20 protein-coding genes are annotated in these 24,017 nt (G+C 32.7%); 4 read left to right on the top strand and 16 right to left on the bottom strand.

The window, feature by feature from the left end; translation table 11 throughout:
• Window positions 1-123: 123 nt before the first annotated feature.
• Window positions 124-816 carry a porin family protein gene (locus DIS18_RS06385; RefSeq protein ID WP_109352170.1) on the top strand — a complete coding sequence of 231 codons (693 nt, stop codon included), beginning with the start codon at window positions 124-126 and terminating at the stop codon, window positions 814-816.
• Here the strand turns inward: DIS18_RS06385 and DIS18_RS06390 are convergent.
• The 12 genes from DIS18_RS06390 to DIS18_RS06445 form a co-directional block, all read right to left on the bottom strand.
• Window positions 811-1,416 (bottom strand): hypothetical protein, encoded by a 606-nt coding sequence (locus tag DIS18_RS06390; protein ID WP_181363992.1) that lies wholly within the window; start codon window positions 1,414-1,416, stop codon window positions 811-813. The two genes, DIS18_RS06385 and DIS18_RS06390, sit on opposite strands and share 6 nt — an antisense overlap.
• Window positions 1,416-2,876 (bottom strand): RNA polymerase factor sigma-54, encoded by a 1,461-nt coding sequence (gene rpoN / locus DIS18_RS06395; RefSeq protein WP_109352171.1) that lies wholly within the window; start codon window positions 2,874-2,876, stop codon window positions 1,416-1,418. The genes DIS18_RS06390 and rpoN overlap by 1 nt, the downstream gene beginning before the upstream one ends.
• Window positions 2,877-2,963: 87 nt before the next feature.
• On the bottom strand, window positions 2,964-4,391 hold the full coding sequence (asnS, locus tag DIS18_RS06400; RefSeq protein ID WP_109352172.1) for an asparagine--tRNA ligase: 1,428 nt from the start codon (window positions 4,389-4,391) through the stop codon (window positions 2,964-2,966).
• 109 nt (window positions 4,392-4,500) lie between these two features.
• Window positions 4,501-6,891 carry an efflux RND transporter permease subunit gene (locus tag DIS18_RS06405; RefSeq protein ID WP_109352173.1) on the bottom strand — a complete coding sequence of 797 codons (2,391 nt, stop codon included), beginning with the start codon at window positions 6,889-6,891 and terminating at the stop codon, window positions 4,501-4,503.
• 47 nt (window positions 6,892-6,938) lie between these two features.
• Window positions 6,939-8,210, bottom strand: coding sequence for a hypothetical protein (locus tag DIS18_RS06410; RefSeq protein ID WP_245925594.1), 1,272 nt, complete (start codon window positions 8,208-8,210; stop codon window positions 6,939-6,941).
• A 59-nt stretch (window positions 8,211-8,269) separates the two neighbouring features.
• Entirely contained in the window at window positions 8,270-8,827 is a 558-nt protein-coding gene (gene frr, locus DIS18_RS06415; protein ID WP_109352174.1) for a ribosome recycling factor, read from the bottom strand.
• Window positions 8,828-8,882: 55 nt separating this feature from the next.
• The gene (pyrH, locus tag DIS18_RS06420; protein ID WP_109352175.1) at window positions 8,883-9,590 is read right to left on the bottom strand and encodes a UMP kinase; all 708 of its coding nucleotides are present in this window, start codon (window positions 9,588-9,590) and stop codon (window positions 8,883-8,885) included.
• 145 nt (window positions 9,591-9,735) lie between these two features.
• Window positions 9,736-10,710, bottom strand: coding sequence for a translation elongation factor Ts (gene tsf / locus DIS18_RS06425; RefSeq protein ID WP_109352176.1), 975 nt, complete (start codon window positions 10,708-10,710; stop codon window positions 9,736-9,738).
• 84 nt (window positions 10,711-10,794) lie between these two features.
• A complete protein-coding gene (gene rpsB, locus DIS18_RS06430; RefSeq protein WP_109352177.1) occupies window positions 10,795-11,577 on the bottom strand; it encodes a 30S ribosomal protein S2 in 783 nt (260 codons plus the stop codon).
• A gap of 193 nt (window positions 11,578-11,770) precedes the next feature.
• Entirely contained in the window at window positions 11,771-12,157 is a 387-nt protein-coding gene (gene rpsI, locus DIS18_RS06435) for a 30S ribosomal protein S9 (protein WP_109352178.1), read from the bottom strand.
• Between the two features lies 1 nt (window position 12,158).
• Window positions 12,159-12,614: a 50S ribosomal protein L13 gene (rplM, locus tag DIS18_RS06440; RefSeq protein WP_109352179.1), complete on the bottom strand. Its 456-nt coding sequence runs from the start codon at window positions 12,612-12,614 to the stop codon at window positions 12,159-12,161.
• Window positions 12,615-12,746: 132 nt separating this feature from the next.
• The gene (locus DIS18_RS06445) at window positions 12,747-13,709 is read right to left on the bottom strand and encodes an L-threonylcarbamoyladenylate synthase (protein WP_109352180.1); all 963 of its coding nucleotides are present in this window, start codon (window positions 13,707-13,709) and stop codon (window positions 12,747-12,749) included.
• Window positions 13,710-13,931: 222 nt separating this feature from the next.
• Between DIS18_RS06445 and DIS18_RS06450 the strand changes: the two genes are divergently transcribed.
• Entirely contained in the window at window positions 13,932-15,884 is a 1,953-nt protein-coding gene (locus DIS18_RS06450; protein ID WP_109352181.1) for a YgiQ family radical SAM protein, read from the top strand.
• Between the two features lie 69 nt (window positions 15,885-15,953).
• Here DIS18_RS06450 and DIS18_RS06455 read toward each other — a convergent pair whose 3' ends face one another.
• The 3 genes from DIS18_RS06455 to polA form a co-directional block, all read right to left on the bottom strand.
• On the bottom strand, window positions 15,954-17,039 hold the full coding sequence (locus DIS18_RS06455) for a DUF3179 domain-containing protein (RefSeq protein WP_109352182.1): 1,086 nt from the start codon (window positions 17,037-17,039) through the stop codon (window positions 15,954-15,956).
• 5 nt (window positions 17,040-17,044) lie between these two features.
• Window positions 17,045-18,028, bottom strand: a complete 984-nt coding sequence (locus DIS18_RS06460; RefSeq protein WP_109352183.1) for a hypothetical protein — start codon at window positions 18,026-18,028, stop codon at window positions 17,045-17,047.
• 456 nt (window positions 18,029-18,484) lie between these two features.
• The gene (gene polA / locus DIS18_RS06465; protein ID WP_109352184.1) at window positions 18,485-21,346 is read right to left on the bottom strand and encodes a DNA polymerase I; all 2,862 of its coding nucleotides are present in this window, start codon (window positions 21,344-21,346) and stop codon (window positions 18,485-18,487) included.
• A gap of 167 nt (window positions 21,347-21,513) precedes the next feature.
• On the opposite strand from polA, the gene DIS18_RS06470 reads away from it, so the two are divergent.
• Together DIS18_RS06470 and DIS18_RS06475 are read left to right on the top strand one after the other, a co-directional pair.
• Window positions 21,514-22,743 carry a metallophosphoesterase gene (locus DIS18_RS06470; protein WP_109352185.1) on the top strand — a complete coding sequence of 410 codons (1,230 nt, stop codon included), beginning with the start codon at window positions 21,514-21,516 and terminating at the stop codon, window positions 22,741-22,743.
• 140 nt (window positions 22,744-22,883) lie between these two features.
• Window positions 22,884-23,180 (top strand): thioredoxin family protein, encoded by a 297-nt coding sequence (locus DIS18_RS06475; protein WP_109352186.1) that lies wholly within the window; start codon window positions 22,884-22,886, stop codon window positions 23,178-23,180.
• A gap of 169 nt (window positions 23,181-23,349) precedes the next feature.
• On the opposite strand, the gene DIS18_RS06480 is transcribed toward DIS18_RS06475, so the two are convergent.
• Window positions 23,350-24,006 (bottom strand): polysaccharide deacetylase family protein, encoded by a 657-nt coding sequence (locus DIS18_RS06480; RefSeq protein ID WP_109352187.1) that lies wholly within the window; start codon window positions 24,004-24,006, stop codon window positions 23,350-23,352.
• Window positions 24,007-24,017: the final 11 nt, after the last annotated feature.

Genomic DNA, 24,017 nt, shown 5'->3' on the forward strand with positions numbered 1-24,017 from the left:
TTACTTTCTTAATTTTATATAAAGGCGTTTTGAAATTTCAAAACGCCTTTTATTTTTTATAACATTCACAATTTTAATTATTATTTTGTTGTTTAGTAATTACTATTATAATTTTTTAATTAGATGAGGTATCTTTTTTTTATCTTCTTTTGTTTAATAAGTATCATACGTTGCTATACTCAAGAAAATATTATTAAGGAAGTAGATTCGCTTTATAAAGAAGATCAATTTTATGCAGGAATCACCTATAACTTATTAGGTAATAGGCCTAAGAGTCTTAACCAAAGTGGATTTTCATTAGGATTTCATTTAGGGTTTATAAAAGATATGCCAATTAATAAAAAAAGGAATAAAGCCATAGGTTTAGGTATTGGATATTCAGCAAATTCTTATAATCAAGACCTTTTTATTAATAAAGATAATGCAGGAAATTTTGTTTATAGTATACTAGCAGACACTGAAACGTACACTAAAAATAAGTTTTCAACACATTTAATTGAAGTTCCTTTAGAGTTTAGGTGGAGAACCTCAACTCCAAGTGAATATGATTTTTGGCGTATTTATATGGGTATTAAGTTTGGGTATACCATAGTTAATACATCTAAATATGAAGGCGATTTAGGACGTATAAAGTATACAAGTAATAACGATTTTAATAAATTCCAGTATGGACTAACTTTAAGTACTGGATACAACACATGGAATATTCATGTGTATTATGGACTAAATTCTATCTTATCAGATAAAGCAACAATAAACGGAGAGCGTATAGATTTTAATGCCATTAAAATAGGATTAATGTTCTATATATTATAACCAATAGTTTACTAAAATTAATTGCGGAAAAGCACCTATAAAAACACCCATGATTAATTCTTTATAAGTATGTGCTTTAAGATGTAGTCTTGAAGTGGCAACTCCTCCCATAATTATACACATTAGTGCAAGTGTTCCATTTATATTAATACTAAAATGAATGCTTAAAGCTATAAAAAACATCAGCGCACCAGATACAGCAATCATGTGAATACTTGCTTTAAATTTTATAATTGCAAGTAATAAACAAGCCATATTAGATATTAGAATTCCAACAAAGAAAAAATAAAGCTCAATAGCTTGTGTTGGAGTTAAAATACGCTGTAAAACTATTAAAAGAACTATACCATTAAGAATTAATGGGTAAATACGCTCCTTAGTAGTTTCTAGATTAATAGTTTTAACTACTCCAATTGTTTTTAATAAATAATAGAGTAAAATAGGAAGTATTACAGTTAAAATAAAAAGTGAAACTACTTTGGCTTGAATTATTTCAATAGGAATATATCGAGGAGATTTAGAAAAGTAAAAAACAACACCTAAAAGAGGTATTAAAAGTGGATGAAAAATATATGAAAGACTCTTTAATATTTTATCCATTATATTTTTTTACGTAATCGAGCTACAGGAATATCTAGTTGTTCTCTATATTTTGCAACAGTACGTCTAGCAATCGGATATCCTTTTTCTTTTAGTATAGAAGCTAAATTTTCGTCGGTTAAAGGTTTTTTCTTATTTTCTTCTTCAATAACTGTTTCTAGGATTTTTTTAATTTCTCTTGTTGAGACATCTTCTCCTTGATCATTTTTCATAGATTCTGAAAAGAATTCTTTTATCAATTTTGTACCATATGGTGTATCTACATACTTGCTATTCGCAACTCTTGATACTGTTGAAACATCCATATTAATTTCATCAGCTATATCTTTAAGAATCATCGGTTTTAAATTTCGCTCATCACCAGAAAGAAAGTATTCTTTCTGATAATGCATAATGGCACTCATGGTAACAAATAATGTTTGTTGACGTTGTTTTATAGCCTCTATAAACCACTTAGCAGCATCTAATTTTTGTTTAATAAATAGCACTGCATCTTTTTGAGATTTTGATTTGTCTTTCGAATCTTTATAACCCTTAAGCATATTATTATACTCTCTTGAAACATGCAACTCAGGGGCATTCCTACCGTTAAGTGTTAGTTCCAATTCGCCTTCAATAATTTTTATAGCAAAATCTGGTACAACATGCTCTACAATCCGATTGTTTCCTGCATAAGACCCACCAGGTTTAGGATTTAAATGCTCAATTTCTGAAATTGCATCTTTGAGTTGAATTTCTGTTATATCAAATTTTTGAAGCAACTTTTTGTAATGCTTTTTAGTAAACTGATCAAAAGCATTATCAATAATATCAGTAGCTAATTCAGTATCGGCAGTTTTTTCTTTTCGGTGTAATTGAATACTTAAACACTCCTGTAAGTTTCTTGCGCCTACGCCAGCAGGATCCAACTGATGTACAATTCTCAAAACTTTTTCGATATTATCTTCTGTTGTATAGACATTTTGAGTGAATGCTAAATCGTCCATAATATCACTTAATTCACGTCTTATGTATCCACTTTCATCAACACTTCCAACCAAAAATTCAGCAATATCTCGCTCTTCATCAGAAAGTCTATAGGTATTTAATTGATTTTTTAAATACTGTGTAAATGAAGTTCCTGCAGCATAAGGCATAGTTTTTTCTTCATCGTCACTACTGTAATTATTTACCTGTGTTCTGTAGTCAGGTATTTCATCATCACTTAAATACTCATCAACATTAATGTCTTCAGCATTAATAGATTCGTTATCATCAAAGTCATCAGTTGTATTATCAAAATCAGAATCTAAGTCATCTTTACTCTCTTCTTTTCCACCTTCCAGAGCAGGGTTTTCTTCTAATTCTTGCTTTAAACGTTGTTCAAAAGCTTGTGTAGGCAACTGTATCAATTTCATCAATTGAATTTGCTGCGGAGACAGTTTTTGGGATAATTTGAATTGTAAATATTGTTTAAGCATGTGGTTTATTCAGGTTGTTACTCAAAGATATAAAAAGGGATTAGTATACCAAAGTCGTACCAAATTGCGCTTTAAAAAAAATATTTTTTAAAATTCGGCATTTTGAGGTGTTCTTGGATATGGAATAACATCTCTAATATTAGTCATTCCGGTTGCAAACATAACCAATCTTTCAAATCCTAAACCAAATCCAGAGTGTACAGCAGTACCAAATTTACGTAAATCTAAATACCACCAAAGTTCTTCTTCAGGAATGTTTATAGCAGCCATTTTTTCTTTTAAAACATCCAAACGTTCTTCACGTTGTGCACCACCAACGATTTCTCCTATACCAGGGAAAAGAATATCCATAGCTCGAACCGTTTTACCATCTTCATTTAAACGCATATAAAATGCTTTAATATTGGCTGGGTAGTCAAACAAAATAACAGGGCATTTAAAATGCTTTTCAACTAAAAAACGCTCATGTTCACTTTGTAAATCTGTCCCCCATTCATTTATTGGATATTTAAATTTCTTTTTCTTATTTGGTTTTGAATTTCTCAAAATATCGATTGCCTCAGTATAACTTACACGTTTGAAGTTATTGTCTGTAATAAAATTTAATTTTTCAATTAAATTCATTGGGCTGCGTTCAGCTTGAGGTTTTGTTTTTTCTTCATTTTGAAGACGTGTATCTAAAAACTCTAAATCTTCTCGGTTGTTATCCAATACATATTTAATAACAGATTTCATAAAGTCTTCTGCTAAATCCATATTGCCTGCCAAATCCATAAAAGCAACCTCAGGTTCAATCATCCAAAATTCAGCTAAATGACGTGAGGTATTTGAGTTTTCAGCTCTAAAAGTAGGCCCAAATGTATATACCTTACCAAGTGACATAGCGTAAGTTTCAGCCTCTAATTGTCCTGAAACGGTTAAGTTAGTTTCTTTTCCGAAAAAATCTTGTGAATAATCTACATCTCCAGAATCGTTGAGTGGTGGATTCTTCACATCTAAATTTGTTACTTGAAACATTTCGCCAGCACCCTCTGCGTCACTTCCAGTAATAATTGGCGCATGCATATAGTAAAATCCGTTATCATTAAAATATTTATGAATAGCGAAAGATAAGGCAGAACGTAATCGCATTACTGCACTAAATGTATTTGTTCTAGTACGTAAGTGTGCATTTTCTCTTAGAAATTCAAAAGAGTGTTTTTTTGGTTGTATTGGATATGTTTCAGGATCAGAATCTCCTAAAATTTCTAATTCATTTACTTGAATTTCAACTTTTTGTCCTTTACCTTGACTTTCAACTAATTCACCTTTCACATGTATTGCTGCTCCAGTGGTTATTCTTTTCAATAAGGATTCATCAAAATTTTCAAAATCAACAACACATTGAATATTATTGATTGTTGAACCATCATTTAAAGCAATAAAACGATTAGCTCTAAACGTTCTTACCCAACCTTTAATTTCTACCTCTGGCAGGATAATATCTTCGGATAATAATTCTGAAACAGTTTTCAAAGTCGCACTTTTTTAAAAATTAATAGTGTAAATATAAAGGTTTCAATCCTCATAATTGAATTTCTAATTTCCAAAATTTTGTGGAGTTGAAATTTAATATTATCAGAATTTAATCTTCTACTTCGTCTTCTTCAGGAATTATATTTATTGAAGGTTTTCTAAGTACTTGTTTATTTGCAATACTCCGCTCTAGGGAGAGTAATAAAGAAGGCAAAAGAAGTAAATTTGATAACATAGCGAATAATAGTGTGGCTGAGACTAAAGCACCTAAAGCTACAGTGCCTCCAAAACTTGAAATGGTAAACACTGAGAACCCAAAAAACAAAACAATAGACGTATAAAACATACTTACACCGGTCTCTTTTAAAGCACCATAAACAGACACTTTAATTTTCCAGTTATTGGCTTGAAGTTCCTGCCTATATTTTGCTAAAAAGTGAATAGTATCATCGACTGAAATACCAAAAGCGATGCTAAATACAAGAATAGTTGATGGTTTTATTGGCACACCTAAATAACCCATTAAACCAGCTGTAACAAGTAATGGCAATAAGTTAGGGATAAGCGAAATAATAATCATTCTACCAGATCTGAACATATAAGCCATAAATAGAGCGATTAAAAGTATAGCTAATGTTAATGAAATTACTAAGTTTTTAACCAAATATTTTGTCCCTTTTTGAAATAATAATGCTTTACCAGTCATTATAACATTATAACGTTCTTGAGGAAATACTTTATCTATTTTTGTTTGAAGGTTTTCTTCAATACGTTCCATTTTATCAGTTCCAATATCTTTCATAAAGGTTGTGATACGAGCATATTGGCCAGTGCTATCCACAAAATTATTGAGTAAATTGACATTTGAAGATGAGTTTTTAGCATAAGACAGAATGAAGCTATTTTCTTGAGAAGTAGGTAATTGATAAAATTTAGTATTACCATTATAATACGCTTGTTTGGAGTATTTAACTAATCCAACAATGGAAATAGGTTTTGATAATTCAGGAGTTTCAATAATTAAATCCTCAAGTTCATTCATCCGCTTTAGGGTAGAAAGTTTCATCACTCCCTTTTTACGTTTAGTATCAACCATAATTTCCAATGGCATAATACCATTAAATTCTTCTTCGAAGAATCGAATATCATTTACAAATTCAGATTCCTGAGGCATATCTTCAATTAAACTACCTGATATCCTTATTTGATAAATTCCAATAATACTTACTACAAGTAACACTACAGATGTTATGTAAATAGCAATTCTTTTATGCCTTACCATACGTTCCATCCAATTTACAAAACCACCAATCCAACGCTTGTTTAAATGCTCTAAGTGTCGATCTTTAGGATATGGCATAAAGCTATATATAATAGGAATAATCAATAAACACAGAATAAAAATTGAAATAATACTAAGTGAAGCTACTACACCAAACTCTTTTAAAAGTTTACTTTCTGTTAAAATAAATGTTGCAAAACCAGAAGCTGTAGTAATGTTAGTCATCAATGTAGCATTTCCGATTTTTGTAATAACACGTTGTAATGATTTTACTTTATTACCATGTAGTTTTACTTCATGCTGATACTTATTGATTAAGAAAATACAATTTGGTATTCCAATGACGATAATTAATGGGGGAATTAATGCAGTTAAGACACTAATTTCATAGTTTAATAAACCAATAATTCCTAGCGTCCACGCTACACCAATACAAACTACAATAAGTGAAATAAAAGTGGCACGAAACGACCTAAAAAAGAAAAAGAAAATGATGGATGTAACTAAAAGCGCAGCTATAATAAATTGGCTAATTTCATCAACAATATTTTTCGAATTTAAAGTACGGATATACGGCATACCTGAAACGCGTACATCTAAATTATACTTGTTTTCGAAGGTTTCAATCTTTGGCAATAATACATCAATAACAAAATCTTTTCTTGCAGATGTGTTTACAATGGCTTTATCCATGTAAATAGCCGTTCGTATTGTTTTTGTTTCCTTATTGAATAAGAAATTATCGTAAAACGGATATTTTTTGAATAGTTCATTTTGCAGGATTTCAATTTGGTCAATTGTTGTAATTGAGTCCTTAATAAAAGGTTCTAAGTTGAATTTCTCTTTTTTAGTGTCTTTAACTAGTTTTTGAAGATCTTTTATAGAGATAACAGTTTCTACCGCTTCATTTTGTTTGAAGTTTTCTGAAAGGGCATTCCAAGCATTTAGTTTTTCTAAGGTAAATAAAGTACTGTCTTTTACACCAAGTATAATAAGGTTGCCCTCTTCTCCAAAGATTTTTAAAAAATTATTATAAGTAATATTTACTTCATGGTCATCAGGTAGCATATTTGCCTCACTATATGCTAAACGCATATTATCCCATTTCTGAGCTAACAGAAATGTAGTAATAATAATACCAACAAGAATTATGATTTTATTACGTAAAATCAATCTTGCTGTAACATCCCAAAAATCTTTTGTGAAAAGTTTAAACATGCGTTAATTAAAAGATGCGCAAAGGTAGAAAAAAGGAGTATAATACCTCATAATGAGACGTTAAATGTAAACTTAAATGCAATATTATCACTGAATTCTGGTAAATGATAGCCGCCATATCGATAAGTAAAGCTTACCCCAAAACCAAATAGTAATTTATTAAGCTCGAATCCAGATTCTGTATAGCCTTTTTTTAAAGAATTAAATGTAACGTTTTGATGTCTTTCGGGGTTATTCATATCACCAATAGCAAATCGGGAAATTAAAACCATTTGGGGTTTATATCGGCCAGAAACATTAAAAGGTTTTAAAAAGTGTTTTAATTGAAACGTTGCAAATTTATCTGAAAAGAATTCATTAAAATACATGGTTTCAAAACTATTCAATCCTGCCACAGAGAAACGTTGTAATATGGTTTCTTTTGTAATATTGTTTGGGTAGGCATGATACAAATGCGTTAATGGTGTATTACCTTTGGCAATTCCAGAAACCAATGTTATTTCTGAAAAGGCATCATTTTTACTTCCGATTTTATGAATGGTTCTGAAATCGAATTTTGAAAATCCAAAATTACTACCAAAAACATCTTTAAAACTTTTAGCGTATTGAAAAGTAAATTTAGGATAACCTTCTTCAATCTCTTCAGTGTTTTTATCACTTGTTTTTATAGTGTTAAATGGGCTCCACTGAAGTGCTATTTTTGCTGTACTTAAATGAAAAGTATTTGTGCTTTCACCATTGAATACATAACTATAACTGTAAGTTGGGTTGACGTTACTAATAGATAATTCAGATTCACTTAATAATTTTGATGTTATTTGATGCTCTAAACCGATTGATTTAGTAATATGTTTATGAAACAAATCAATGTTTAATAAACGTGGTTCAAAAAATTGAAAAAATCGTTTATCAGTTAAGAATTTTGTGCTTCCTGTTTCTTGTAAATCGTCTGTGTAAGATAGGTTAACCCAGGTATTCGTTTTTTTTGCTAATCTAAAACCTCCACCAATACTATATTTAAAACGATGATCTTTAAAGCCATAAACGCCATAGGTGTTAAATCGATATTTTTCAGAAAAGGCATCATTTGTTACACCACCAAGTCCTGTTCTTATACCTTCATATTGATTAAACTTTATAAGATACCTTAAATCTAAGTTGAAGTATTTGGAAGGTAAAAAACCATTACCAAGGCTTTTAAGTAATTCCTTCTTTTTTATGGAGTCTTGTTTTGGTTGTAAGTGCTCTTTAATAGAAGATTGACCATACCCTAAAGTTGTACAAATAATTAAAACAAAAATAGAACAACATTTTAGCATTTGTAAAAACTAGAAACTAAAGGTTTATAAAAAAAGCGACAAAAATGTCGCCTTTAAAGTTATACGGTCATGATTTCTTTTTCTTTATTATCGAAAAGCTCATCGACTTTTTTAACGTGATTATCTGTTATTTGTTGTATGTCTATTTCTGCATTTTTTTGCAAATCTTCTGATATATCATCATTTTTTTTGATATCATTCATGGCGTCTTTACGTGCAGTACGAATACTTACTTTAGCATCTTCTGCTTCAGCTTTTGCCTGTTTTGCTAAATCTTTACGGCGCTCTTCTGTTAATGGTGGTACATTAATAATAATAGTTTCACCATTATTCATTGGGTTAAATCCAAGATTTGCATAAGCAATACCACGTTCTATTTCCTGTAGCATGCTTTTTTCCCAAGGTTGAACCGTAATAGTCCTACCATCGGGTGTGTTAACATTTGCTACTTGACTAAGCGGAGTTTGAGTCCCATAATAATCAACCATAACACTACCTAACATAGATGGGCTAGCTTTACCAGCTCTAATGTTTAAAAATTGTTTTTTAAGATGCGCAAGAGCGTTATCCATTGCTTCTTTTGTGGTATCTAATATAAATTGTATGTCTTCGTTCATTGTTTTAAACTTTTATTTCAAATTATATATGCATATTCAAAAACTACGCCAATTATTACACATTAACTACTGTACCTATGTTTTCTCCAGAAACTACTTTAAGTAAGTTCCCTTTTTTATTCATATCAAAAACAATAATAGGTAACTTGTTTTCTTGACTTAAAGTAAATGCTGTAGTATCCATAACTTTAAGTCCTTTTCTTAAAACATCATCAAAAGAAATAGATTTAAATTTAACTGCAGTAGTGTCCTTTTCTGGGTCTGCATTATAAATACCATCAACTCTTGTCCCTTTTAAAATAACATCAGCTTCAATTTCTATAGCACGTAAAACTGCTGCAGAATCTGTTGTAAAATAAGGGTTCCCAGTACCACCACCAAAAATAACAACGCGCCCTTTTTCTAAATGTCGCATCGCTTTTCTTCTTATAAATGGTTCTGCTACCTCATTGATCTTTATGGCTGTTTGTAATCGTGTTGGGATATCTGCATCTTCTAATGCGCCTTGTAATGCTAAACCGTTAATTACTGTAGCAAGCATACCCATATGATCTCCTTGCACACGATCCATACCTTTACTGGCTCCAGCAACACCTCTAAAAATGTTTCCACCACCAATAACTATGGCAACTTCAATACCTTTATCAGTTATTGTTTTAATATCTTGAGCATATTCTGCTAATCGATCTGGATCTATACCATATTGACGTTCTCCCATTAAGGCTTCGCCAGATAATTTAAGGAGTATTCTTTTGTATTTCATGTGTTTTTTAAAGAGGTTGGACAAAGCTACACAATTTTTTTATTTTTTGAATTTATATGAAACTCGTTTTTTTATATAAAAAAACCACTACTTTAAGTTAAAGTAGTGGTTTGAATATATTTAATTTGTGCTTTTTCGAAAATGATTATCCTACTGATGCACGTTTGAATCCTGAGATTTCAACTTCTCCATAAGAAGAAACATACTCAGCAACAGTTTTCTTTTCATCTTTAATAAACTTTTGGTCAAGTAAACATTGTTCTTGATCTAAAGTTGTATTATCAGAAATGAAACGTTCCATTTTACCTGGTAAAATTCTATCCCAGATTTGTTCTGGTTTACCTTCAGCTTTTAATTCAGCTTTTGCAGCTTCTTCAGCTTCAGCTATAACTTCAGGCGTTAATTGTGCCATAGAAATATATTTAGGAACATTTTTTAGAGTTTTACCTAAACGTCCTAATTCAATATTATCTTTTTCAATAACAGCAATTCTAGCTTCAGTTTCTGATGCAACATAAGCAGGATCAAAATCTTTATATGATAATGAAGTTGCTCCCATAGAAGCTACTTGCATTGCTACGTCTTTAACTAAAACATCAGCATTATCAACTTTAGCAGATAATCCTACTAAAGCAGCAATTTTGTTAATGTGAACGTAAGTACCAACATAAGAAGCTTGTAATTTTTCAAATGCGTTGATTTCTAATTTCTCACCAATAACACCAGTTTGCTCAACTAATTTTTCAGCAACAGTCATACCTCCAAAATCTGCAGCTAAAAAGTCTTCTTTAGAATTTGTATTAAGTGCAATATCAGCTAATTGATTTGCCAATGCTAAAAAGTTTTCGTTTTTACCAACAAAATCAGTTTCACATCCTAAAACAATGGCAACACCTTCAGTTTGGTCTGCATTAATTTTTGAAACAGCAGCGCCTTCAGAAGAATCTCTGTCAGCTCTCTTTTCAGCTACTTTTTGTCCTTTTTTACGAAGCACTTCAATAGCTTTATCAAAATCGCCTCCAGCTTCTACTAAAGCTTTCTTGCAGTCCATCATTCCTGCACCTGTAGCTTGTCTTAATTTGTTTACCTCTTGGGCTGTAACTTTTACAGTAGTACTCATAATTGTTATAATTTAAAAAAGTCGTTTAATTTATTTTCAATTGAGAAAAAGAACTAAACGACTTATTTGTGTGTATTGTGTTATTTATTCTTCTTCTTCAGCAACAGCTTTTTTAGCTGGTGCCGCTTTTGCTTTCGCTTTTGGAGCTTCCTCCTTTGGCGCTGCTGCAGCTTCTTTTTCAGCTTTACGTTCTGCTAAACCTTCTGCAACCGCAGATGTTACATGCGTTAAGATTTTATCTATCGATTTAGAAGCATCATCATTTGCAGGAATAACATAATCAACCTGACGAGGGTCAGAGTTAGTATCTACCATTGCAAAAATTGGAATGTTTAATTTTTGAGCTTCTTTAATCGCGATATGCTCACGCTTGATATCTACAACAAACAATGCACCTGGTAAACGAGTCATATCAGTAATAGAACCTAAGTTTTTCTCTAACTTAGCTCTTAAACGATCAACTTGTAAACGCTCTTTCTTAGATAATGTCATGAATGTACCATCTTTCTTCATTCTATCAATAGAAGCCATTTTTTTAACCGCTTTTCTAATAGTAACAAAGTTAGTTAACATTCCACCTGGCCATCTTTCAGTGATGTAAGGCATGTTAATTTCTGTAGCTTTTTCAGATACAATATCTTTTGCTTGTTTTTTTGTTGCAACAAATAAAATTTTACGTCCAGAAGCCGCAATTTTAGCAAGTGCTGCTCCAGCTTCATCAATTTTAGCTGCTGTTTTGTAAAGGTTTATAATATGGATACCGTTACGCTCCATATAAACGTAAGGTGCCATATTTGGATCCCACTTACGTGTAAGGTGTCCGAAGTGTACACCTGCTTCAAGTAATTCTTTTACTTCTACTGCCATTTTGTAATAGTTTACGTTCTGTTGAATTAGCAATGATTAAGTGGTCATTTTTAAAAATTCGCCTTAACCATTTAGATGCTAAACTAAATCCTGTTTTTACACTAGGACAACAATAACTGTTTTTTAATTTATTATTTTGTTTTGAAAATGATAAAGGAATCTGATATACAGATCCTGAACCATGTTCAGGATATTAACGTTTAGAGAATTGAAACTTCTTACGAGCTTTCTTCTGACCGAATTTCTTACGTTCAACCATTCTTGGATCTCTTGTTAATAAACCTTCTGGTTTAAGTGTTAATCTGTTCTCAGCATCTACTTCGCACATTGCACGAGAAATTGCTAAACGAACAGCCTCAGCTTGTCCAGTAATACCACCTCCATATACATTTACTGTAATATCAAAGTTGGCGTCATTGTTAGTCAAAACTAAAGGTTGTTTTACTTTGTACTGTAAAGTAGCGGTAGTAAAATAATTAGCTAAGTCTTTTTTATTAATTGTAATGTTTCCTTTTCCTTTAGAAACATAAGCGCGCGCAACAGCCGTTTTTCTACGGCCAATTTTGTGAATTACTTCCATGTTATTTAAATTCTTCTAGATTTATTGCTTTTGGCTTTTGAGCTGCATGTGCATGCTCTGTTCCAACAACAACTGTTAAATTACGGAATAAAGCCGCACCTAATTTGTTTTTAGGTAGCATTCCTTTAACCGCTTTTTCTACTACTCTTGCTGGATCTTTTCCAAACAATTCTGTAGCAGTTAAACTTTTTTGACCTCCTGGATATCCGGTGTGACGAATGTATGACTTGTCAGTCCATTTGTTACCAGATAACGTGATTTTTTCTGCATTGATAACAATAACGTTATCTCCGCAATCAACATGAGGTGTGAAGTTTGGCTTGTGCTTACCTCTAATAAGTTTTGCAACTTTAGAAGCTAAACGACCAAGCGCTTGACCTTCAGCATCAACCAAAACCCACTCCTTATTTACAGTAGCTTTGTTTGCTGAAATCGTTTTGTAGCTTAATGTGTCCACACTTTGATTTTTTAATTATTAAACATTCCTCTCTCAAAAAGAGTTTGCAAATTTACGATAAACTATTGGATTACCAAACCTAGCTTGAGGTTTTTTTATGGTTGAAAATCAGGTAGCTGTAGCTTTAAAAAATTAACTACTAAATGTTGCGCGTTGTAACCTGTCATTTATAGATTTTCCTAGTCCAAAATCTGGAAATTTTTCAGCGATAATTACATCCAAATTTTGATGGTCTAAACGGTGCATAGCATCATATAATTTTGATGCTGCTTCATGCATATCACCTTTTTTTGATAAGATGATTTGAGTGGTAATAGAATCATCTTTTATGTCTTCTTTGAAAGTGAGAACGCCAATGTTTTTACCACGGTGCTTTTTTATTTCTTCTGAAATAGCATCCGTTAAGAAGGTTTTCGTTGTCGGAGCGTAATGACGTTCTAACATCCCTGGTGCATCTGGACTCACTTCTTTTTTGTTTTTTATGGCTACTTTCCCCACAACAGATTCAATGTCTTCTATAGCTAATGCGCCTAAACGATAAATAATAGGTTCATCATTTTCAAAACCTATAATGGTTGATTCTATACCGTTTGTACATGCGCCGCCATCTAAAACTTGACCAATAGCATCTTTAAAATAACGCTCTACATGTTCTGGTTTTGTTGGGCTAATACTCCCGAAAGGGTTAGCACTTGGTGCTGCCAATGGGAAAGGGAGTTGTTTTAAAAGCTGTAAAGTTAGTGGGTGTTTGGGTATACGTACTGCTACGGTGTCTTTTCCAGCGGTTATTATATCTGGTATTGTGGACTGTTTTTTTAAAACTAAAGTCATTGAACCGGGCCAGAAGGCTTCGGCTAATAATTTTGCTTTTTCTGGGATATGACTTACAATATCATTTAAGATATCAACAGATGGAATATGAACGATTAGCGGATTGAAAAATGGTCTTTTTTTAGTTTCAAAAATACTTTTTATTGCAGTTTTACTAAATATGTTGCCTGCGAGACCATATACCGTTTCGGTAGGGATGGCTACAAGTTTATCTGAACTTAGTAGTGAAATGGCTTTTTGTATGTCTTTTGAAATGATACTCACTTTTGTAAATCAGGTTGCAAAATTAGTTAAAAAAATGATGTAATTTATATTTGTAAGCTAAATGCTAGCAAGTAGGCCCGCGTTAGGGATAGCAGTGGAAAGCCCATAGCCCGACGTAGGAGGTGTGAGGACTTGTAACGGATAGCCCGACCCTTGTGGTAACGCCCAAATTAATTGCGTTATAATGTATAAGCGCCTATTTTTACCTATTTTTGCAAGGCTATGGAGGAATTGAAACTTTCGGATTGGTTGCCTACCACAAATAAAGAGGTGAAAATACGCGGTTGGGATGCGCTGGACGTGATTTTGTTTAGTGGTGATGCCTATGTGGATCATCCTACGTTTGGGCCTGCGGTAATTGGGCGTTTATTGGAAAGTTTTGGTTTGCGAGTGGCGATTGTGCCACAACCGAATGTGAATGATAATCTTCAGGATTTTGTGAAATTGGGGGCTCCGAAATTGTTTTTTGGAGTAACGGGTGGCTGTATGGATCCCATGATTAGCAACTACAATGCGAATAAAAAACGCCGTGATAAGGATGCATATACACCGAATGGTGATATTGGGTTTCGACCGGATTATGCAACCACAGTTTACTCGAAAATTTTAAAGGAGAAATGGCCTGATGTGCCTGTTTTACTTGGTGGTATTGAAGCATCGTTGCGTCGTGTAACACATTATGATTACTGGAGTGATACGCTAATGCCTACTATTTTGGAAAGCTCGAAAGCGGATATGCTGGTATATGGAATGGGCGAGCAACCTCTGCGAGAAGTGGTACGTTTAATGCAAAAAGGGGTGCCGTTTTCTAGCATTACGACTATTAAACAAACGGCTGTTTTATTGGATGCTGATGCCAGAATTCCGAAGAATAGTAATTGGGAGGATGTTGAAATTGCATCGCATGAGATGTGTTTAAAGGATAAAAAGAAATACGCTTCTAATTTTAAAATTATAGAGCAGGAGAGTAACAAATTGGCTGCTCGTAGAATTTTTCAGAAGGTAGGTGATAAAACGTTGATGATTAATCCGCCTTACCCTACAATGACTGAGGATGAAATTGATGCCTCTTTTGAGTTGCCTTATACACGCTTACCGCATCCAAAATATAACAAGCGGGGACCGATACCTGCGTTTGAAATGATTAAGTTTTCTATTAACATTCACCGTGGGTGTTTTGGAGGGTGTAGTTTCTGTACCATTTCTGCACACCAAGGGAAGTTTATTGCGTCTCGTAGTCAGGAATCGGTATTGCGAGAGGTAGATAAGGTGGCAAACATGCCAGACTTTAAAGGATATTTATCTGATATTGGTGGCCCAAGTGCGAATATGTATAAGATGAAAGGGAAAGTGCAATCGATTTGCGATAAGTGTGTATCGCCTTCTTGTATTTCGCCTGTTATTTGTAGTAATCTGGACACCTCTCATAAACCTTTAACGGATTTGTATCAAGCGGTGGATAGTCATCCGAAAGTGAAGAAGTCGTTTATTGGTAGTGGTATTCGCCACGATATGTTGGTGCCTGAATTTAATAAAAATGCCGACCCTAAAGAGTTGGATGATTATACTGAAGAAGTAATGACGAAGCATGTGTCAGGACGTTTAAAAGTAGCGCCAGAGCATACGAGTGACCCTGTATTGAAATTGATGCGTAAACCTTCGTTTAGTTATTTCCATAAGTTTAAGGAGCGTTTTGATAAGATAAATATTAAGAAAGGGTTAAAGTTGCAACTGATACCGTATTTTATTTCAAATCATCCAGCTTGTGAAGCAGAAGATATGGCAAATTTAGCTGCTGAAACTAAGGATATGGGCTTTCAATTAGAGCAAGTACAGGGCTTTACACCAACACCTATGACGGTGGCTACGGTAATCTATTATAGTGGGTATCATCCTTACACGCTTAAAAAAGTTAGAACACCTAAAACCCGAAAAGAAAAGGATGAACAACATCGTTTTTTCTTTTGGTATAAGGATGAAAACAAGGCTTGGATTAAAAACACCTTAAATAAGTTAGGACGTCAAGATTTATTAGATGTATTACTGCCTGCAAAAACTGAAAAATGGCGTAAAAATAAACCTAGCGGTGAAGTAAAACATACCTTTGATGATGCAGTGCCTTTTAATAAACGGAAGAATAAAGCTAAGTTTAGGAGCAAGAAGAAGAGAAGGTAGTAATAAAATGAGTTTACCGAAAGCTCAAGTAGAGTATCGATAAGCGTATTAAATAGTTTGCTTTTATAATTAGGAGTAAATTTCTGGATTTGGATAAAATGCAGCAATGGCAAACCAATAACTAACTACAGATTTAGTTTTACCTAAAGATTCTCCAGTATTTGGGCCTGATATAACTTCTCCAAAAATTGACCATGCATTTCCAGAATCATCAGTAAAAATAGTTCCTTCTTCGTTTTTATATTCGTATTGGAAATTGGTGTCAAAATATTCAGACGAAAGCTCGAAAGCGTTAATTATAGATTCATTACCAACTATTAAATAATCTTTATCATTAAAGGAGTCTTTAATCACTTTACCTCCTGCAAAACTTGAAAATTGATAAACTTTTGATGTGTTATTATCAATTATGCAATATACTCGTTCTTTGTTGGGTAGTATAGGATTTGTAATATTAGGTCTAAAAATAAAACGATTGTTATTAGTAGCATAATCGCCATATGGTGAGGTGCCATAATTTCTAGAAAACCCAGTTTGCCTATTCAAAATTTTAGAATCTGGATATAAAGCTCTCCATGTTTTCCAGTCTGTTTCAACAACATCTAGCAAAATAGGTTTAGCACTTATTAGTTCTCCATTAACACATTCTAAACCCAATTGAGACCAATTACTATCTGTATTTCTATCATATAATATTAAATTAGCATTGTAAAGTAATCCAGATACACCAAAAGAACTTCGTATTCCATTTGCTATACTTTCCCAAGCAAAAGCGGTGCCAGTTAATGGACAGTAATTTATAGTAACAAAATCATTACCAACTTGGTCATTACTAATTTCATGCCAATCCATAATGATATGCGGATAAGCTTTTACTTCATTATTATTAATAATGCCAATTACTAAATCATTATCATCTAAAAAATCAACATTATTTGCATTTGTAAAGTTTGGGTTGTCTACAGAAGGTATACCATCTTTTCCTGGTCCTCCATCTCTTATTTCGTTAATAGGGATTAGCCAAGTGTCACCATCTGTTATTTCGTCAATAGGAGTTGACCCTGGGCCACCAATTCCATTTTGGTCATTATCGTTAGAGGTGCTACATGCAAGAATAGTAAGTGGTAGAAATAAACTTAAAACATATTTTCTCATTGTGTTTAATTTAAATTAGGTAATGTTTTTTTTGGTTGAACTTTAAATAGTAATCCGGTTGTAATTCTATAGGTTGGTGTTAATTGCGTACCGTCAACGTTATTATAAATTGGAAGTTCTGCTTTAGTTGAAAAAGTTAAATTTGGTGTTAAGTATATTGAGAAATTTGGTATGACAGAAACCCAATTTCCACCAGTGTTATCTAAATCAAACCCGCCGATTTGATCTAACAGGGTGTCTCTGTATTTAAAAGATACACTTGGGTTTGATAATGTTTTTAAAAGTGTAAATTGATCTGAAAAGATTAAAAATACTTGAAACTCATTACCAAATTTGTATGTAGTGTTTTCAAAATATGTATTATTAGTACCAGTGCTTCTGTAAATTGTTCTTATGTTATACGATAGGGAAGGTCTGAAGTTAAAACTTGACGAATATGAGGCTAAAAATATAGCATCCCAAGCATTGCTTCCTGGTTGTAAATCGGCGTTTAAGGTAATGCCTTGTTCATTTAATTCTGTTGAAGAGCCTAAAGGTATTTTAGTTCCAATTCCAAATTGTAAAGAAGCGTTATTATCTATAAGTTTAGGTAGTAGCTTGGATACATCGTACTTTAATAATAAAACAGCATCTCCAATTCCTCTAGATTGATCTAAGTTATTGTTTCCAAATTGAGAAATATTTCGTCGTTGATTAACCCAAGTAAATAAACTCTCTACAGAAAAATTATTGCTAATAGCATAGCTAGAATTTAATATAACAGAATGTGTAATACGAAGTCTAGAATTGTCGTCTAGTTTTTCTGTGCCATCATTTAAAGTATTTAAATTATTGTAATCATAATTTAATCCTAATTGAAGTGTTCCTTTTTCTAATAATGGTAATCCAATATTATTTGATAGCGGAATACCACCAGAACAGCAGGTTTGAGAATTTAAAATTAAAGCATTAAATAACAGAATACCTATTAGGATTTTTTTGTAAAACATAACGAATTGCCTTATTACTAATAAGCGGTCGTTATTATTTTTTAACCCTTACTAACTTTAACATTTGGAATGCTAAATAAGATTAGGCTAAACCTAAAGATCAGATAATTTTGTTAAGATGCTTTTTTTGCAGCAACAGGAAGAGAAAGGCTATATTTAGTATTAGGAAAAAGAATTGAAGTTTCTAACTAATGTGTTAGTTTTAAGTTTTTTGAAGAACTTTGGTTTTACTGAAACTCAATAATTTCATCGAAGTTACAATGCAGTTTTTATGTATTTTCATTAAAAATCAAACAAAAATATTTTTATTTAATCCTATACCTTCATCACTAGATTTTCTTTAAGCCAATTATTAGTTGGATCTTTTAAATGAGCTTCTTTTGCAATATTAAAACTTTAAGAATTTTAGAAAATAATTCCAAATAAAAGAATTGAATATCAGATTTACTTATAATCCTAATGCGCCTCCAACCAATTCAACCCTGTATCAACTTCAACATCCAAAGGCACATCCATTTTAAAAGCATTTTCCATCTCCGTTTTAACCAAAGTTTTTATGGCTTCTAATTCTGGTTTATAAACATCAAACACTAATTCATCATGTACTTGTAAAAGCATTTTAGTTTTAAAATCGCCTTCTTGAAGCTTGTTGTAAATGTTAATCATGGCTATTTTAATAATATCGGCAGCACTACCTTGTATTGGTGCGTTTACCGCATTACGTTCTGCAGCACCACGAACTACGGCGTTACGAGAATTGATATCTTTTAAATAACGACGACGCCCTAAAACGGTTTGTACGTAACCATTATCACGCGCAAAATCAACTTGCTCACTCATGTAGGCGCGCAATTTTGGGTAGGTGGTATAATAGGTGTCAATAAGCTCTTTAGATTCACTTCTAGATAAATCGGTTTGGTTACTTAATCCGAAGGCAGAAACCCCATAAATAATGCCGAAGTTTACGGTTTTAGCATTGCTACGTTGCTCGCGAGTTACATCATTTAAAGGTACATTAAACACTTTTGAAGCTGTAGAAGCATGAATGTCTTCTCCGTTTTTAAATGCCTCAATCATGGTTTCTTCTTTACTAAGTGCAGCAATAATACGAAGTTCTATTTGAGAGTAATCGGCAGCTAATAAAATGTAATCTTCATTTCTAGGAATAAACGCCTTACGAACTTGACGACCGCGTTCTGTTCTAATAGGGATGTTCTGTAAGTTTGGATTGTTACTACTTAAACGTCCTGTAGCGGCTACGGTTTGCATATAATCGGTATGTACTCTACTGGTAGCTTCTTCAACTTGCAACGGTAACGCATCCACATAAGTGCTTTTTAATTTGGCAAGACCTCTATATTCTAATATATTTTGGATAATCTCATGGTCTTTGGCTAAATAACTCAGCACATCTTCTGCTGTAGAATATTGACCTGTTTTGGTTTTTTTAGGTTTATCAACCAACTTTAGTTTTTCAAATAGAATAATACCCAATTGTTTTGGAGATGCAATATTAAATTCTTCGCCAGCAGCCTCATAAATACTTTTTTCAAGGTTTGAAATATCAGTATTCAATTCTTCAGATAAAGAATTTAAAAAATCTTTATCTAGATTAATACCTTCCAATTCCATAGCTGCCAAAACGCGAAGCAATGGAATTTCAATATCATCAAAAAGTTTTTGTGTATTGGCTTCGCCTAATTCATTTTGAAAATGCTCTTTTAGTTGCAAGGTAATATCAGCATCTTCAACAGCATATTCTGTTTGTCTTTCCAAAGGCACCTCACGCATCGATAATTGGTTTTTTCCTTTTTTACCAATGAGTTCTGTTATGGAAATTGGTGTATAGTTCAAATACGTTTCAGCCAACACATCCATATTATGGCGCATATCTGGATTTATTAAGTAATGCGCTAACATGGTGTCAAACAACTTACCTTTAACGTCCACATTATATTTTGCTAAAACTTTAATATCATATTTTAAATTCTGACCCACTTTTTCAATGGTTTCACTTTCAAAAAACGGACGTAATTGTTCAATAAGTTCTTGAGCTTCGTTTTTGTCTTCCGGAAATGGTAAATAAAATCCTTTGCCAACTTCCCAAGAAAATGCAATACCAACCAATTCTGCAGTTAACGGATTCAACCCTGTAGTTTCAGTATCAAAACATACTGAGGTTTGACTCATTAAGTTTTTAATAAACAACTTAGTTGCCATTCCAGACGCCACACTTTGGTAAAAATGCGATGCTGATTCTGCTGTTTTTCTCGAAGATGCTGAACTTGTTTCAGTATCTGTCTCATTTGACGGGTCAGCTCCAAATAAAGAAAATTGTCCTGCACCTGCAGCAGCTTGTTCTTTTGGAGTGACTTTAGGTTTTTCATCTTCTGATTTAGAGCTTGGTACTTGAGAAGTTTCAGTTGCTTGTGCTTCAACATTAAATGTTTTCGTGAAATTATCAATCAACCTTCTAAATTCTAATTCTTGAAAAATCTCAACAACTTTTGGGATATCTGGTTGGTCTAATTCAAAATCTTTCGCATTAAACGTTACAGGAACATCAAGCATAATAGTGGCTAGCTTTTTAGAAAGTAATCCCAATTCGCCATTGGCTTCAACCTTCTCTTTCATTTTACCTTTTAACTGGTCAGTATTAGCCAATAAGCCTTCCATACTACCATAAGCTGCTAAAAACTTTTTTGCTGTTTTTTCTCCAACACCTGGTAACCCTGGGATATTATCACTAGAATCGCCCATCATTCCTAAAAAATCAATGACTTGTAACGGGTCTGTGACTTCAAATTTTTTCTGAACTTCAGGAATCCCCCAAGTTTCATAACCACCACCAAACATAGGACGATACATAAAAATATTCTCAGAAACCAATTGCGCAAAATCCTTATCTGGTGTTACCATAAAGGTTTGGTAGCCTTCTTTTTCAGCTTGTTTAGCAAGGGTTCCAATAACATCATCAGCTTCATATCCAGCCTTAACCATAATAGGAATATGCATAGCCTTCAAAATATCCTGAATAATTGGCACTGCAATTTTTATAGCTTCAGGTGTTTCATCTCTATTGGCTTTGTATTCGGTATACATTTCCACACGGTCTGCACTTCCGCCTTTATCAAAACAAACCGCTAAATGGTCTGGACGTTCCCGTTTTATAACATCTAAAAGTGAATTCATAAACCCCATAATTGCTGAGGTATCTAAACCTTTAGAGTTGATTCTAGGGTTTTTTATAAAGGCGTAATAGCCACGGAAAATTAATGCAAAAGCATCAACTAAAAAGACACGTTTATTATCGGACATTTTGTTTGATTTGAAAGAAAACCAAATCTACAAAAAGTAAATGGTAATTGAGAATTTTAGGGTTTAGGTTTATAAGTCAATTTCGTTTAATTCTTAACAATTAGTTAAATAAGAATCACTTGTTTAACATTCACTTAGATTACCGTTATCTTTGATAAAAAATAAAAATGCGTTGGATTATTTTCTTAGTCATATTTGTTATCATAGACATTTATGCATTTCAAGCTTTCAGAACTATTTCTAAAAACATTTGGTTAACAGTTGCGTATTGGACCATAACTATTTTGGTTTTAGGAAATTTTATTTATCAGTTTTATGGTTTAAATAGAAGTGATTTTGGTAACTCTCAAGCTTTCGCTTTTGGATTTCTAATTGCCTTTTTAGTGCCAAAAATGATTGTTTTAGCTGTTATGTTTTCAGAAGATGTGTTCAGAGTTCCTCAAGCTATATTTCGTTATTTTACTGAAGGTTCAAATGCAGATATAAAATATTTGCCATCACGTCGTTCCTTTATTTCTAAAATAGCATTAGGTATTGCGGCCATTCCTTTTGGAGCAATTTTATATGGTATGTATAGAGGGAAATATAATTTTAAAGTTTTAAAATACACTTTAAATTTTGAAGATTTACCAGATGCGTTTGATGGTTATAAACTCACACAAATCAGCGATGTACATTCAGGAAGTTTTGACAATATCGAAAAAGTAGAGTATGCCATAGATTTAATAAACGAACAAGAAAGTGATGTGATATTATTTACTGGCGACATGGTAAATAATAAGGCTGAAGAAATGAAACCTTACACTAAAATTTTCAGTAAACTTAAAGCTAAGGATGGATTGTATTCTGTTTTAGGAAATCATGATTATGGCGATTATGTACGTTGGGGAACAGATGAAGAAAAAAATAAAAATTTAGAAGAATTAAAAACAATTCAAAAAGAAATCGGTTTTGATTTATTATTAAACGAAAGCAGATATCTAGAGAAAAATGGAGAGAAAATAGCCTTAGTTGGTGTTGAAAACTGGGGAGCAGGAGGCTTTAAAAAAGCAGGAGATTTAAAAAAGGCTGTTTCAAATATTAAAAAAGACGATTTTAAAATATTACTAAGTCACGATCCATCCCATTGGGAAAAAGAAGTTATAAGCGACGATTATAAATATCATTTAACGCTAAGCGGTCATACACATGGTATGCAATTTGGTATAGAAATACCAGGTTGGTTTAAATGGAGTCCTGTAAAATGGCGCTACAAATATTGGGCAGGTATTTATAAAGAAATGGGGCAATATATAAACGTTAATAGGGGGTTTGGGTATTTAGGCTTTCCAGGACGTGTTGGTATTTGGCCAGAAATTACAGTTATCGAGCTTAAAAAAGGCTCAAATAATGCATAATTGTTCAGAAATGCTATATTTACTATGGTTTTGTTATTTTTATATCAAAGGCATAGTGAACCTATTTTAACACTATTATCAAAAAAACAAATAAATATTGTAGGTTTGTAAGAACGTGCCTGATTAATAAACAATAAAGTATGTCGAAATTTGGGGAACTTATAGATGTAGAAATTCCAGTTTTGTTAGATTTCTATACAGAATGGAGTGATCAATCCGAGCCTATGCATCTTATCTTAAGAGATGTTGCTGCGGCATTGGGCGATAAAGCAAAAGTGATTAAGATTGATGTAGAAAAAAACCAAGAACTTGCTGAAGCACTCAGGGTAAAAACGCTACCAACACTTATAATCTATAAAGATGGCGAAATGAAATGGCGCCAAAGTGGAGAGCAAGATGCTAACACACTTATAGGTATTATTCAAGAATATATTTAATTTTTTTTTGGTGTTACCACTAGGGTCGGGCTTTTCGCTATATCTTTTTAAAACGTCATAGTGAGGAGCATGCGACGTAACTATCTGCCGGTTTTTAGTTCACATCAAAAAGATGAGTTTTTTAATTTTAAAAAGGATGCCACTGCAATCCCTAACGCAAACCAGAACTTCAAATAGTATTTAACGATTTAAAAGAAAATCCTTTTTCAGAAAAATACTCTAAAACCTTAGGTAAAGCATATTGCATATTTTTTGAGGCTTTTATACTATCATGAAATACAATAATACTACCATTTGTTGCTTTAGTAATCACATTTTCTAAACACGTTTCTGGCTTCACATCCATATCCCAATCAAAAGATAAAACATCCCACATAATAATGTTGTAATCTAATTTAATTAGCTTTTTACCTTGTTTAGGAGTAATCTGTCCGTAAGGTGGGCGGAATAATTTTCGAGCATCAGATTTTGAGTTAGAAAGATTATCACCCATTGCCTCTTCTGCTTTAGCAATATCTTTTAGATAATCTTTAGTTTTAGTTTTCCAACCTTTGATGTGGTTTTGAGTATGATTACCAATAAGATGACCATGTTTTAAAATATTCTGAAAAATTTCAGGATGCTTTTCAATATTATTTCCAATACAGAAAAAAGTAGCTTTAGCATTAAATTGCTTTAATGTATCTAAAGTCCAATTGGTAATTTCGGGTGTGGGCCCATCATCAAAAGTTAAGAAAATTACTTTTTCTGAAGTAGCAATATCCCATGTGTAGCTAGGAAACATTTTTTTAGCAACAACAGGTGTTTTTACAGGGGTTAAGGGCATGCCTTAATTTA

The sequence above is a fragment of the Algibacter marinivivus genome, from assembly GCF_003143755.1.
Classification (GTDB): Bacteria; Bacteroidota; Bacteroidia; order Flavobacteriales; family Flavobacteriaceae; genus Algibacter_B; species Algibacter_B marinivivus.